General features: G+C 74.7%; 12 protein-coding genes. 9 read left to right on the top strand and 3 right to left on the bottom strand.

The annotated features are described in order from the left end of the window. Positions 1 to 123: 123 nt before the first annotated feature. From ACFVVL_RS18755 to ACFVVL_RS18730, 6 genes are all read left to right on the top strand, one after another. The gene (locus ACFVVL_RS18755; protein ID WP_387676510.1) at positions 124 to 1308 is read left to right on the top strand and encodes an aminotransferase class V-fold PLP-dependent enzyme; all 1185 of its coding nucleotides are present in this window, start codon (positions 124 to 126) and stop codon (positions 1306 to 1308) included. 56 nt (positions 1309 to 1364) lie between these two features. Continuing rightward, positions 1365 to 2708, top strand: a complete 1344-nt coding sequence (locus ACFVVL_RS18750) for an extracellular solute-binding protein (RefSeq protein ID WP_387676508.1) — start codon at positions 1365 to 1367, stop codon at positions 2706 to 2708. A gap of 17 nt (positions 2709 to 2725) precedes the next feature. Then, positions 2726 to 3646: a carbohydrate ABC transporter permease gene (locus ACFVVL_RS18745; RefSeq protein ID WP_380290870.1), complete on the top strand. Its 921-nt coding sequence runs from the start codon at positions 2726 to 2728 to the stop codon at positions 3644 to 3646. An 80-nt stretch (positions 3647 to 3726) separates the two neighbouring features. Continuing rightward, a complete protein-coding gene (locus ACFVVL_RS18740) occupies positions 3727 to 4524 on the top strand; it encodes a carbohydrate ABC transporter permease (RefSeq protein WP_380290868.1) in 798 nt (265 codons plus the stop codon). An 8-nt stretch (positions 4525 to 4532) separates the two neighbouring features. Then, positions 4533 to 6308: a glycoside hydrolase family 36 protein gene (locus tag ACFVVL_RS18735; protein ID WP_387676505.1), complete on the top strand. Its 1776-nt coding sequence runs from the start codon at positions 4533 to 4535 to the stop codon at positions 6306 to 6308. A 28-nt stretch (positions 6309 to 6336) separates the two neighbouring features. Then, positions 6337 to 7365: a LacI family DNA-binding transcriptional regulator gene (locus ACFVVL_RS18730; protein ID WP_387676503.1), complete on the top strand. Its 1029-nt coding sequence runs from the start codon at positions 6337 to 6339 to the stop codon at positions 7363 to 7365. A gap of 521 nt (positions 7366 to 7886) precedes the next feature. On the opposite strand, the gene ACFVVL_RS18725 is transcribed toward ACFVVL_RS18730, so the two are convergent. Then, positions 7887 to 8816 (bottom strand): hypothetical protein, encoded by a 930-nt coding sequence (locus ACFVVL_RS18725; RefSeq protein WP_387676500.1) that lies wholly within the window; start codon positions 8814 to 8816, stop codon positions 7887 to 7889. 182 nt (positions 8817 to 8998) lie between these two features. On the opposite strand from ACFVVL_RS18725, the gene ACFVVL_RS18720 reads away from it, so the two are divergent. Next, positions 8999 to 10243, top strand: a complete 1245-nt coding sequence (locus tag ACFVVL_RS18720; RefSeq protein ID WP_387676497.1) for a styrene monooxygenase/indole monooxygenase family protein — start codon at positions 8999 to 9001, stop codon at positions 10241 to 10243. Positions 10244 to 10258: 15 nt separating this feature from the next. On the opposite strand, the gene ACFVVL_RS18715 is transcribed toward ACFVVL_RS18720, so the two are convergent. Further along, on the bottom strand, positions 10259 to 10408 hold the full coding sequence (locus ACFVVL_RS18715) for a hypothetical protein (RefSeq protein ID WP_387676494.1): 150 nt from the start codon (positions 10406 to 10408) through the stop codon (positions 10259 to 10261). A gap of 147 nt (positions 10409 to 10555) precedes the next feature. On the opposite strand from ACFVVL_RS18715, the gene ACFVVL_RS18710 reads away from it, so the two are divergent. Further along, entirely contained in the window at positions 10556 to 12007 is a 1452-nt protein-coding gene (locus tag ACFVVL_RS18710; RefSeq protein WP_387676492.1) for a WGR domain-containing protein, read from the top strand. A gap of 202 nt (positions 12008 to 12209) precedes the next feature. After that, a complete protein-coding gene (paaI, locus tag ACFVVL_RS18705; RefSeq protein WP_380287555.1) occupies positions 12210 to 12605 on the top strand; it encodes a hydroxyphenylacetyl-CoA thioesterase PaaI in 396 nt (131 codons plus the stop codon). A 39-nt stretch (positions 12606 to 12644) separates the two neighbouring features. Here paaI and ACFVVL_RS18700 read toward each other — a convergent pair whose 3' ends face one another. Next, positions 12645 to 13898 carry a phenylacetate--CoA ligase family protein gene (locus ACFVVL_RS18700; RefSeq protein ID WP_387676489.1) on the bottom strand — a complete coding sequence of 418 codons (1254 nt, stop codon included), beginning with the start codon at positions 13896 to 13898 and terminating at the stop codon, positions 12645 to 12647. Between the last annotated feature and the right edge of the window lie 2 nt (positions 13899 to 13900).

Here is a 13900-nt window from a genome sequence, read left to right as displayed (position 1 = left end):
CACGGGTCTTGACGCGCACTCGACCAGGGGCGTTTGCTGGCTCCCGCTCGTTCGATGTTGATCCCTTCTGTTGATTTGTGTGTGATTTGAACGTTCAAATCGCCCCAGAGGTGGGGGATGGTCATGCATGACTACCTGGCGCAGTTCGCCGAACCGTTCGGCTATCTGGACTTCGCCCGGTTCGGACCGGTCTCGGACCCGGTCCGCCGGGTGCTCGTCCGCGAGGCCGACCGGCTCCACCGGCGCGGCTGGGCCGCGCTCGACCGCCTCGACGCGGAGGCGGACGCGGCCGCCCGGACGGCGGGCGACCTGCTGGGCTGCGCCCCGCACGAGGTCGCCTTCGTGAGCTCCACCTCGCACGGGCTCTTCGCCGCCGCCCACGCGTTCGCACGGCCGCCCGCCGGGGCTCCCGCGCGGCAGGCCGGCCCGGCGTTCCCGCACCGGGCCGACCGCGCGGACGGGACCGTGCTGATGGCGCGGACGGACTTCCCCGGCGCGCTCTACCCGTGGCTGCGCGCCGAGGACCACGGGGGACTGGCCGTCCGCCTGCTCGACGGGCCGCTCACCGCCGACACCGTCCGGGCCCACCTCGACGACCGGGTGCGCGCCGTCGCGGTCTGCGCCGTGGACGCCGCGACCGGCTACCGGGCGCCGCTGGCCGCGCTCAAGGAGCTGATCGGCCCGGACCGGGTGCTGGTGGTCGACGCCGTCCAGGCCCTCGGCGCCGTCGACCTCGCCGTCGACGCGGCCGACGTGCTCGCCGCCGGCGGCCAGAAGTGGCTGCGGGCGGGCTGGGGCGCGGCCGTGCTGATGGTCCGTGACCGGGTCGCCGGGCGGCTCGGGCCCGGGCTCGGCGGCTGGTCCGGCGTCCTCGACCCGCTGGAGGCACCGGACCACCCGTGCCCGCCCAGGCTCGGCGCCGTCGCCCACACCCTCACCAACCCGGACGGACCCGCCGTCGCCGCCCTGGGCGCGGCGCTCGGTCTGGTGCGCGACACCGGGGCCGCCCGGATCGAGGCCCGGATCGGGGAGGTGCTCGGCGGGCTGCTCGCCGCGGCCCGCGCCGCCGGGGCCGAGACCGCCGGCGGACCGGGGGAGCCGGGAGCGTCCGGCAGCGGCATCGGCCGGCTGCGGCTGCCCGGCGCCGACCCCGCCGCCGTCCACCGGGCGCTGACCGCCGCCGGTCTGGCCACCACCCTGCGCGGCGGCTGGATCCGGCTGTCGCCGCACGCCAGCACCGACCCCTCGGCCGCAGAGCCGCTCGCCGAGGCCCTCGACCACCTCCGGCGGGGCGTCCGCGCCGCCTGAGCGGACCGCCGCGCCGATCCTCCGTCCAGCCCTTCACCCCCTCGGAAAGGCTTGCCATGTCACACCTCACCCGCCGCGACCTGCTGCGCGCCTCCGGCGCCGGCCTGCTGGCGCTGTCCGCGGGCGGCGCCCTCGCCGCCTGCGGCGGCTCCGACGGCGCCGGCTCCTCCGGCGGGGACGCCGCCACCGGGACCGTCACCGTCTGGTCCTGGACCAACGCCGCCGAGGCCCTGCGCGGGGTGGTCCCCGTCTTCGAGAAGGACAACCCCGGCATCAAGGTCGACGTCCAGGACGTCGGCAACCCGGCCATCTGGGACAAGATCACCGTGGGCCTCGCGGCCGGCGGCAAGGGCCTCGCCGACGTCCTCCACATCGGCTGCGACTACCTGCCCGGCTACCTGGAGAAGTTCCCCTCCGGCTTCGCCGACCTCTCCGCCCTCGGCGCCGACGCCCACAAGGACCAGTTCACCCCCGGCCTGTGGCCGGTCGTCACCGACAAGGCGGGACGCGCCCGAGCCCTGCCCTGGGAGGTCAACGCCCAGGGCTTCTTCTACCGCAAGGACATGTTCGACAAGGCCGGGCTCGACCCCACCACCTTCGCCACCTGGGACGACGTGATCGCCGCCGCCGGGGCCTTCAAGGCCGCCAACCCCGGCGTCGGCCTGGTCGGCATCAACCGGACCGGCACCCCCGGCCCCGACCTGGACTTCCTGCAGTCCCTCATGCAGCAGCAGGGCGCCTTCTTCTTCGACCTCCAGGGCGACATCACCCTCACCTCCCCCGAGTGCGTGCGCGCCCTCACCCTGCTCAAGCGCCTCGACGAGGCGGGCGTCGTCGTCGAGACGCCCGGCGCCACCGTCTGGCGTTCCCAGATGAAGGAGGGCAAGCTCGGCGCCGGACCGCAGCCCTCCTGGGCCGCACACTTCATCGAGAGCAAGTTCCCCGACCTCAGCGGCAACTGGCGGCTCACCCGGCCCCCGGCGGTCACCCCCGGCGGCAAGCGCACCGCCCTGGTCAACTCCACCCACCTCGCCGTCTCCGCCTCCAGCCCGCGCCGCGCCGCCGCCTGGAAGTTCGTCGAGTACGCGCTCACCCGGCCCGACGCCGTCAACACCATGTTCAAGGCCGGCAGCGTCTTCCCCGCGCTCACCGCCGCCTACCAGGACCCGGTCTACAGCGAGCCGAGCGCCTACTACGGCGGCCAGCCGGTCCTGAAGACCTTCACCGACCTGCTCGCCGAGGGCGGCGACGCCACCAACTACTCCGGCGACTACGCCCGCGCGCTCAAGCTCGTCAGCGACGCCCAGGCCAGGGTGCTCACCAAGGGCGCCGACCCGGCCGACGCCCTCCAGGAGGCCGCCAAGCAGCTCGCCCAGCAGACCGGGCGCAAGATCAAGTGACCACCACCGCCCCCTCGGTGGCCCCCGCCGCGAGCGCGGCCGCCCGGCCCGCGCGACCGGGCGGACCGGTCCGGCGCGCCCGGCTGCGCCGCCGGGCCGTGCCCTACCTGCTGCTGGCACCCGCGCTGACGCTCTTCGGACTCTTCAAGGCCTATCCCGTCGTCTCCTCGATGCTGCTGTCGCTGACCCCCGGCTCGGGCAGCGTCACCCACGGCACCGGACTCGCCAACTACCGCCGGCTGCTGGACGATCCGCTGTTCTGGACGGCGCTCGGCAACACCGCCCGGATCCTCGTCGTGCAGGTCCCGGTGATGCTCGCGCTCGCCCTGCTGCTGGCGGTCGGCCTCAACACGGCCCTGGTCCGCTGGCGCGCCGTGTGGCGGCTCGGCGTCTTCATGCCCACCGTCACCGGCCTGGTCGCCACCGGCATCCTGTTCTCCTTCCTGCTCAACACGGACAACGGCGCCGTCAACAAGGCGCTCCAGGCGATCGGCCTGCCCGCCGTCGACTGGTTCGGCAGCGGCTTCTGGTCCCGCATGGCGATCGTCCTCGTGCTGACCTGGCACTACACCGGCTACAACGCGGTCATCTACCTGGCCGGACTCCAGGGAATCCCCCGGGAGTTGTACGAGGCCGCGATGGTCGACGGCGCCGGACCGGTGCGCCGGTTCCTCTCCGTCACCCTGCCCGCGCTGCGGCCGGTGGTGCTGTTCACCGTGGTGCTCTCCACCATCGGCACCCTCCAGCTCTTCGACGAGCCCTATGTGCTGACCCGCGGCGGCCCCGACAACGCGACCCTCACGGTCTCCATGTACCTGTACGACAACGGTTTCCGCTACTTCGACTTCGGCTACGCCTCCGCCATCGCCTACGCGCTCACCCTGATCGTCGCGGTGCTCGGGGCCCTCCAGATGCGTCTGATGGGAGAACGCGAATGACGCCCGTCACGCCCACGGCCCCCGGTGTCCCCGCCGCCCCCGCCGCCCGAACGGGACGCCGCCGGCTGCGCGGCTGGCCGATGACCCTGCTGCTCGCCGCCGTCACCGGCCTGTCCGTCGCCCCCTTCTACTGGCTGGTGGTCTCCGCCACCCACAGCGACACCGAGATCTTCGACTGGCCGCCCCACCTGCTGCCCGGCTCCCACCTCGGCGAGAACCTCTCGCACCTCCAGGAACGCGTGGGCCTCGGCCGCGTCGTGCTCAACTCCCTGCTGGTGTCCGGAATCCAGACCGTCGGCGCACTCGTCGTGGCGCTGCTCGCCGGCTACGCCTTCGCCAAGTTCCGCTTCCGCGGCCGCACGGTGCTGTTCGCCGTGCTGCTCTCCACCCTGGTCGTGCCCGACCAGGTGATGCTCGTCCCGCTGTTCCGGATGATGATGTCCTTCGGCCTGCTCGACAGCTACCAGGGCCTGATCCTGCCCGGCCTGTGCGTGCCGTTCGCCATCTTCCTGATGCGCCAGGCGCTCAGCAGCATGCCCGACGAACTGCTCGACGCCGCCCGGGTCGACGGCGCCGGCGAACTGCGGGTGCTGTTCGGCGTGGTGGTCCCCGTCATGCGGCCGGTGCTCGCCGCGCTCGGGATCTTCCTGTTCCTCGGCTCGTGGAACAACTTCGTCTGGCCGCTGATCGCCCTGCGCACCCCCGCGATGCACACCCTGCCGGTCGCCCTCGCCACCCTCCAGGGCATGAAGACCAACACCGACTACGGCCTGATCCTCGCCGGAACCGCGCTGTCCACCCTGCCGATGATGGTCCTCTTCCTGGTCCTCCAACGGCAGTTCATCTCCGGCCTGCTGGCCGGCGCCACGAAGGGCTGAACCGAACCATGACGGAGAACGCCGAAGCCGCGGCGGCCGCGGAGGTCTGGGAGCCGCACGCCGCCACCGCCACCACCGACCGCCCGCGTCCGCTCGCCGTGCCCGGCCTCGCCCCCGGCCGGCTGGAACTGCTGGTCGCCGGCACCCCGGGCGTGCGCGCCGTCGCCGCGGACGTCGTCGAGATCACCGCCGAGGACCCGGGCCCCGACGGCACCGGCGACGTCCGGATCGAATGGCGCGTCCCCTGCACCGACGCCACCTCCTTCTGGACCCCCGAACCGCGCGGCACCGGCTGGCTGCCCGCCGCCTGGAGCGCCCCGCGCCGCACCACCCTCTCCCGCGGCGCCCCCGTCGCCGCCCTGGTCGGCACCGGCGACACCACGCTCTGCGCGTTCGCCGCCGACCGCGAGGACGCCCTGGCCAGCGCCGGCGTCGTCGAGGAGAGCGGGGAGTTCCGCTTCTGGGTCCAGGCCGCCGGCCGGCTGACCGTGCGCATCGACACCTCCGGCCGGCACTTCGCGCACAGTCTCGCCGACCTCGCCGACTGGTGGGCCGCCCTCGCCGGACGCCCGGCACGCGTCCCCGACGCCGCCCGCCTGCCCGCCTACTCCACCTGGTACGCGCTCCACCAGAACATCACCCCCGAGGCCGTCGAACGCCAGGCCGCGCTCGGCAAGGACCTCGGCCTCGACACGATCATCGTCGACGACGGCTGGATGACCACCGACCGCACCCGCGGCTACGCCCACTGCGGCGACTGGGAACCCCACTCGCTGCCCGACACCGCCGCCCACGTCGCCCGCGTCCACGACCTCGGCGTGCGCTACCTCCTCTGGTACGCCCTGCCCTTCGTCGGCAAGGACAGCGCCGCCTGGGACACCCTCTCCCGGTTCGCGCTCGCCGACGCCGGCCACCTCGGCGCCGTCGTCGTCGACCCCCGCTACCCGCAGGTCCGCGCCCACCTCGCCGACCGGCTCGCCCGCGCCGCCGAGGAGTGGGGCATGGACGGGCTGAAGGTCGACTTCGTCGACTGGTTCGGCGTCCAGGACCCGCCCGCACCCGGCCCCGAGGCCGACTGCGCCACCGTCGACGAGGGCGTGCACCTGCTGCTCGGCGAGATCCGCCGCCGGATCGACGCCGCGCGCCCCGAGGCGATGATCGAACACCGCCAGCCCTACGTCAGCCCCGGCCTGTGGCCCTACGCCACCATGGTCCGGGCCACCGACTGCCCGCTCAGCCCGCACGAGAACCGGCAGCGGATCGTGGACACCCGGCTGACCGCCGGACCGCTCGCGGTCCACGCCGACATGCTGATGTGGCACCCCGCCGAACCGGCCGAACAGGTCGCCTGCCACCTGATCAACGTCCTGTTCGGCGTGCCGCAGATCTCCGTCGACCTCGCCGCGCAGAACCCCGGGCAGCGGGAGGCGCTCGCCTTCTGGCTGGGCATCGCCCGCACCCACCTCGACACCCTGCAGCTCGGCGCGCTGCTCCCGGCCCGGCCCGACCTCGGCTACCCGATGGTGACCGCGATCGGCGACGACGAGGTGATCGTCGCCCGCTACGCGGCGCTGCCGGTCGCCGCGGCGGGGCAGTGGCGTACCCTGCTGGTCGCCAACGCCGACGCCGACCCGGACGTCCGCCTGGCCGGCGGGCTCGGCATCGTGGAGGTCACCGTCCAGGACGCCCGGGGCCGCACCGTCGGCACCACGACGGTCCGCCTCGACGGCGGGGCCACCGTCCACGTCCCCCGGGGCGGCCTGCTGACCCTGCGCCGGGTCTGAGGGCCCCGCCCCCGCCCGAGGAGCGCCGATGACCACCCCGGCACCGCGTCCGGCCCGCCGCGCCACCACCGTCGCGGACGTCGCCCGCGAGGCCGGGGTGTCCCGGCAGACCGTCTCCAACACGCTCAACGCCCCGCACCGCGTCCACCCCGACACCCTCGCCCGGGTCACCGCCGCCATCGACCGGCTCGGCTACCGGCCCGACCAGTCCGCCCGCTCGCTGCGCACCGGCGAACGCCGCACCATCGGCTACCTCGCCCCGGTCGACGACCCGCACGACCCCAACCCGCTGATGGCCGGCTTCCTCGAAGCCCTCGTCGACGCCGCCGGGGCCGAGGGCCACCACGTGCTGCTGCTGCGCCCGGCGGCGGGGGAGCAGCACGCCCGGGCGGCGATCGACGCGGTGGTGGCGGCCCGGCAGGTCGACGGACTCGTCCTCGCCGACGTCCTCCCCGACGACCCGCGCGCCGACCACGCCGCCCGCCTCGGCATCCCCTTCGCCGCCTTCGGCCGCACCGGCCCCGGGCTCCCGCAGCACTGGGCCGACATCGACAACGCCGCCGCCACCGCCGAGGCCGCCCGCCACCTCGCCGAACGCGGCCACCGCCGGGTCGCCTTCGTCGGCTCCGCCTCGCCCATGCCGTGGCTCGCCGCCCGCCGCGAGGGCTTCCACCGCGAGGCCGCCCGCCTCGGCCTCACCCTCGTCCCCCCGCCCGCCGACGGCGACCTCCGCACCCTGCTGCGTTCCCCCGACCGCCCCACCGCCCTCGCCACCGACAACGACCTCGCCGCCCTCGACATCTACGAGGCCGCCCGCACCGAGGGCCTCCACGTCGGCCGCGACCTCGCCGTCACCGGCTTCCACGACACCCCGCTCGCCCGCCATCTCCGCCCACCCCTCACCTCCCTGCGCCTCCCCCTGCGCCCCATCGCCACCGCCCTGGTCACCCGTCTCCTCGCCCAACTCCGCGGCGACCCCACCCCCGCGCACGGCCTCGAACTCCCCGCGGAGCTCGTCGTCCGCCCCAGCTCCGCCCACCACCCGCCGTCCCCCTGACCCGATCCCCGGAGCACGTGCCGCGACGGCTTGTCGTCGGTCGCCGATGGCCCCCGGCCCGGCGGCCGGGAGGGGCCCCGGCCGCATGGACTCCCTGCCCGTTCGTCCGGCCGCCGGGTGTCGCACACGGCGGCCGGGTGCCGGTGGGCGTGGGGCGCGTCCCCGCACAGGGGGCGCCTCGTCATGGCGACGGTCCGCGCGGGGCCGGAAGCGCCGACCGCCCGGCCGACGGCGGCGTACGCCGGCAGGACGGTCTCGTAGCCCGCGGTTCCCCCTCCGGGCGGGAAGGTCCCGGTCCTGGAAGGGGAGCCGCGGGCTCCGGCGGCCGGGCAGGTGCCGGGCCGAGCGCGGGCCGCACCGGTGAAGATCCCGGTGCCGGAGGCCGGGTGACGTCCACCCGGCCTCCGCACCGTCATGCGGAGCGTGCGCGTCCTGCCGTCCGTTCGCCGCGATCGGCGCTCGGCGGAGCCGGTGCCGGTGCCCGGCCGACGGAACGGGCCCGGCGCGGCCGCGGCGAGGTCCTACGGAGTCGCTCCGGCGGGCGGCAGCGTGGTGACGGTCGATCGGTCGAGTTCGATCGGCAGCTGATGGGCCAGCGCCGAAGCGAGCTGCTCGGCGACCTCGCGGGTCAAGGAGCCGCTGATGACCGCCTCGCCCCCGGTGATGGCCTCTCTCACGTAGGGGTGGGACACCACCTCCCCGTCCACCACGATCGCGAACTCGTTGCCGGGGCCGGGCAGGGCGGCGAGCCGGCCGGTGCTGGCGGCGAATTCCTTGGTGCCCGCGTCGTTGAAGGACAGCCGCACCTGCCAGCTGGCGGATTCCTGCGGGGCGAAAGCCGCTTCCGCGCCGACGATGTCGGCACTGTTCACGGAGGCGGGACCCAGCGCGAACTTGTACCGGACATCGTGTTCCGCTGCGGAGCCGAAGGCGAGGGCGGGTGCGGAGGCGGCGACCCGGAGGTCCGGGAGGTTCCGGTCGCCGGCGCAGTCGAGGGCGGCGAACCGGGCGGCCAGTTCGGGCGGGACGGTGCCTTGGGGGAGCGCGTCCGTCGGGTCGGAGGGAGCGGGCGCCGTCGGGCACGGTGCCAGCGCCAGGACGGGGCGGATGAGCAGCCGCCCGGGCTTGGTGACGGCGGTGAGCTTCTCGCCCGCGTCGCCGGGTGCGGTCACGGTGATGGTGGTGCCCTGGATCGTGGTCGTGACGTCGGTCAGGCCCAGGGCGGCCGCCCGCGCGCGGAGCTGGGAGGCGCTCTGTTCCAGGTTCTCCTTGGTGGCGGTGGCACCCGCGGTGAGGGTGACGGCGGTCCGTGTGGTGGCGCCGGTGGCGGTGGTCTTCGTGGCGCCCTGACCGGAGCACGCGGTGACGGCCGCCAGGACGAGCAGGACAGCCGCCGGGCGGGTGGGTCCGCGCAGGACGGTGCCCGCCCTGCGCCCGAATGAGGGATGCATGGCTGCCAGTGTTTCCACGCTCTCTCCGGCGGGGGACCACTTGACCCAACTGTGACAGGTTTCTTCGACGGTGGCCGTCCGCCCACGGGTGGCGGTGTGCCGGGTGGGTCGGACGGTGCGGGCATGCCGGGGGCTGGACATGGGGGGAGTGTCCGGCGGAAGCTGCTCGCCCGGTGACCGACATGGAGGTGCGTGCTGTGCGGCGGATCGCGGTGGTGGGGGCGGGGCAGGCGGGGTTGCAGCTGGGGCTGGGGCTGGTGGCGGCGGGCGGGTACGCGGTGACGGTGGTGGCGGCGCGGCGGCCGGGGGAGGTGCGGGGTGGCCGGGTGACGTCGACGCAGGCGATGTTCGGGCCGGCGTTGCGGGTGGAGCGGGCGGCGGGGCTGGATCTGTGGGAGGGGGAGGCGCCCGGGGTGCGGTCGGTGGACGCGGCGCTGGTGCCCGAACCGGGGGTCCGGGCACTGGAGTTCACGATGACGCTGGACGAGCCGGCGCAGTCGGTGGACCAGCGGGTGAAGATGGCGCGCTGGCTGGAGCTGCTGGAGGAGCGCGGCGGGCGGGTGGAGTACCGGGAGCTGGACCTCGCCGGGCTGCGGGAGTTGGCGGCGGCGAACGACCTGACGGTGGTTGCCGCGGGGCGGGGCGAGTTGGCCGGGATCTTCGAACGGGACGCCGCCCGTTCGCCGTTCGACGCGCCGCAGCGGCGGTTGTCGGCGCTGTACGCGCACGGGGTGGGCGCGCCCGACCCGGCGGCCGGGCCGCGGGCGCGGATGCACGCGGTGCCCGGGGTGGGGGAGTTGTACCTCCAGCCGGCGCTGACGCTGTCCGGCCCGTGCGACATCCTGCTCTGGGAGGCGCTGCCGGGGAGCCCGTTCGACTGTTTCGCGGACCGGCCGGATGCGGGCGAACAGCTGAGGAGGATGCACGAGTTGATGGCGCACTACCTGCCCTGGGAGGCGGAGTTGTGGGCCGGCGCCGAGCCCACCGACCCCGGCGGCTCGCTGTACGGCGCGCTGACGCCGGTGGTGCGGCGGCCGGTGGCGGAACTGGGCGGCGGGATCGCGGTGCTGGGGATCGCGGACGCGGTGGTGGTGAACGACCCGATCACCGGCCAGGGCGCGAACAGCGCGGCGCGGGCGGCGGACGCCTACCTGCGGGCGATCGTCGAGCGCGGGGAGCGGCCGTTCACCGCGGAGTGGATGGCCGGTGTGTTCGAGGAGTTCTGGGAGTGCCACGCCTGTCACGGCGTGGAGCTGACGGCCGCGCTGCTGACGATGCCCGACCACCTCCAAGCCGTGTTCGCGGCCGCCGGCGAGCACGAGTCGGTGGCCCGCCGGCTCGCCAACACCTATGCCGATCCCGTCGACTACGCCGCCTGGCTCGCCACACCCGAGCTGGTCGGCGCGTACCTCGCCACGGTCGGCTGAGACACCCGGCCGCCGTCAGGGTGCGTCGCCGATCCGCAGGGCGGTGGCGATCCGGCGGCGGCCGGTCAGCAGGGCCTCGGCGAGGACGCCGGCCGCGACCAGGGCGGTGAGGCCGAGGGCCGGCGGCAGGACGGCGGCGGGGCGCGGCGGCAGTCCCCGCGGCACGGGGGTGCCGAGCAGGGCGGACAGATCGAGGGCCGGGCCCGGGCGCGTCGTTGTCGGTGCCGGAGGCTAGGTTCTGAGGTGTCGCCGGGCACCGCGCCCGCAGCGGCCCGAAGCTCACGTACGCCGTGCCCGGAAGGGGCCCACGCCATGTCAGCCACCGCCACCGACGCCCAGTCGACCTACCTGGAGCTGTCCGAGGACAGCGGCAGCGCGCACAAGTTCTACGAGGTCCTGGTCAACGGGGCGGACGTCACCATCACCTACGGGCGGATCGGCGAGAGCGGCCAGACCAAGACCACCTGCTACCCCTCGCCGGAGAAGGCCGCCTCGGCGGCCGCCAAGAAGATCGGCGAGAAGGTCCGCAAGGGCTACGCCCCGGCGGTGCGCGGGGTGCGCCAGCGGCGCGCGGTGACCCGCCGGGCGATCGTCAGCAGCCGCTCGACGGCCCGCCAGGCGCCGGTGCTGTGGCGGTTCCGCTCCGGGGCGGCGGCGTTCGGCATCTTCGTCGGCGAGGAGCACGCCTGGGTCGGCAACGAGCGCGGCGACGTCTACACCCTCACCCACGACGGCGAGGTGACCGGCCGCTACGGCCTGCCGGACGGCGTCAAGTGCATCGTCGCCGACGACTGGTGGATCTACGCCGGCTGCGACGACGGCAAGGTGTACGACCTGGGCGGCAAGGTGCCGCGGGTGGCGTACGAGATAGCCGAGGACGTCGACATCTACTGGCTGGACATCCACGACGGCGTGCTCGGCGTGGCCGACGCGCGCGGCGGGATCACCACCGTCGACCACGAGGACGAGTTCCAGTGGCGCCGCTCGGCCGAGGGCAGCCACGGCTGGATGGTGCGCTGCGACGACGACGGCGTCTATCACGGCCACTCCCGCGGCGTGGCCCGGTTCGCGGCGCGCGGCGGCGCGCCGGTCTGGCACACCGCCACCGACGGCGCGGTGCTGTTCGGCTGGCAGGAGCGGGACGAGGTGTTCGCCGGCACCTCGCGCGGCTCGGTGCACCGGCTGCGCAAGGCGGACGGCTCCGAGGTGGCCCGCTACCGCTGCGACGCCTCGGTGTTCTCCTGCGCGGCCTCGCCCGACGGCCGGTACGTGTTCGCGGGCGACAACCACTCCTCGGTGTACTGCTTCGCGGCCGACGGCACCCGGCTGTGGAAGCTGGGCACCGGCTGCGGCTCGGCGTACAGCATGCAGTACCGCGACGGCCGGCTCTACCTGGTGACCACGGACGGTTCGCTGGTCTGCCTGGACGCGAGCGAGGAGGCGGTGCGCGCGGCCGAGGACGGCCGGCTGCCGCAGGCCGCCGAGGTGGACGGCAGCGGCTGGACGGCGGCGGTGGCCGGCGCCGCGATCGAGTCGGTGGCCGTCGGTTCGGTGGGCGCGACGGGCGGCATCGAGGTGGAGTGCGTGCAGGACGGCACCCGGCTGCGGGTGCGGGTGGTGTCGCCGGGCTTCGATCCGGCCCGCCGGGTGCAGTTCCCCAAGGACATCCGGGTGCCGGGCGCGCGGTACCTGGTGGCGGAGGTGCTGGAGTCCGGCAGCGGCTCGTTCTACCGCGCCCGCGGGGACATCAAGCGGCTGCTCTGAGTTCCCCCGACGGACTTCCCCCTCCCGCCGGATGTCCGTTGACAGCCCGGAGCGGGCCTCGGTGTAATGCGGGTGCGATTCGCACGTACGGCACACCGATCGTTTCGGGCTGTTCCCGGGGAAGCAGGGCGTCATGAGCGTGGACACCGAGGCCGTCGCGGATTCCGGGACGTCGGCGGAGACGGCCGTGCCGCAGTCCCGGATGGCCGCCCTCTACCAGCGCGACCGGACCTGCCAGGGGCTCGGCATCGCGCTCGACCGGGTGTCCACCGGGCACGCGGTGATGCGGATGACGGTCGGCCCGGCGATGGTGAACGGGCACGGCATCGCCCACGGCGGATTCCTGTTCCTGCTGGCCGACGCGGCGTTCTCCTACGCCTGCAACAGCTACGGCCCGGTGACGGTCGCCCAGGGCGCGCAGGTGACGTTCCTGGCGCCGGCGGCGGTGGGCGACGAGCTGACCGCCGAGGCGGTGGAGCGCACCCGCTCCGGGCGCACCGGCGTCTACGACGTGACGGTGCGGAACACGACGGGGAAGGTGATCGCGGAGTTCCGCGGCCAGAGCGTGATGCTGGCCGGAGCGCCGCACACCGACTGAGCCGGGGGCGCCCGCCCGGGCGGGCGCCCCCGGCCCCGGTCAGGCCGGCGGGCGTTCGTCGATGACCTGCTGGAGCTTGCCGGTGCGCGGGTTGGTGACCAGCTCCGAGCGCGGCACCCACTCGATCACCAGGTCGTGGATCACCCCGGCCGCCACGTCGTCCGGGTAGAGCGGGCGCGCCTCGTACACCGCCTCGATCAGCCGCTCGGTGAGGCCGGCCGGCGGCTGCTCGGTGCAGCCGAGGCGCAGGGTGAGCCCGTCCTTGCCGTCCCAGCGCCGCTGCACCATCTGCAGGCCGGAGATGATCCGCTCCGGGTCGTGGGCGAGCAGCACGGCGCGGATCTCCTCGGTCGGCATCGCCACCGTGCCGACCCGGGCGCCCTCGGCGGACCGGCCGACCAGGCGGAACCGCCCGCGCTCCACGTCGACCCATTCGGCGCGGTCGCCGGTCGGGTAGCGCAGGATCGGCATCAGGGTGCGGAACAGGTTGGTGACCACGACCCGCCCGGGCACCCCCGGTTCGGTGATCGGCTCGCCGGTGGTGTCGTCGACCAGCTCCACCACGGTCCGGTGGGGGAACGCCTCGTGCACCCGGACGTCGTCGCCGGGCACCGGCGCGCCGACCAGGCCGGCGTCCACCGAGGCGTAGCCGATCGAGGCGACGGCGGCGTTGGGGAAGGCCCGGGAGAGGATCGGACGCAGGTCGGCGAAGAGCAGGTCCCCGCCGAACAGCAGCAGTTCGATCCGCTCGGCGGTCCTGCCCTCCTTGACCAGGTGCTCGGCGACGGAACTGAGCTTCATCGGCTCGCCGGCCAGCACGTCCACGCCGAAGTCGTCGATCAGGTCGGCGATGTACGCCTCGGGCGCGGCGCCGACCGGCAGCCGGACGTTGTCGACCGGCGCGTGGTGCAGGGCGTTCTCGATGTAGAGGAAGCCGCCGTACAGCTGGCCGGCCCAGAACAGGTTGGCGACCCGGTGCCCGGGCCTGAGGCCGGCCTGGACCAGGCCCGCGCCGAAGGCGGTCACCGAGTCGGCGTGCTCGGTGCGGGTCCAGGGCGAGAACTTGGGCACGCCGGTGGTGCCGCCGGTCTTGTAGACGCCGGCGTCCGTCAGCGGGCCGGTGAGCAGGCGGTTGTCCGGCCAGGAGTTGGCGGCCCAGAAGGCGCTCTGCTCGATCAGCGGCAGCTGGCCGAGGTGGTCGACGCGCGGCGGGAGGTCCCGGTAGAGCTCGGCGTAGAAGGGGGAGTTGCGGCGGGCGAAGTCGACCAGCTCGGGAAGTGGCTTGGCGGGCACGG

It is taken from the genome of Kitasatospora sp. NPDC058115 (genome assembly GCF_042884635.1).
GTDB lineage: Bacteria > Actinomycetota > Actinomycetes > Streptomycetales > Streptomycetaceae > Kitasatospora.
This window is presented reverse-complemented; position numbering and strand designations above follow the sequence as displayed.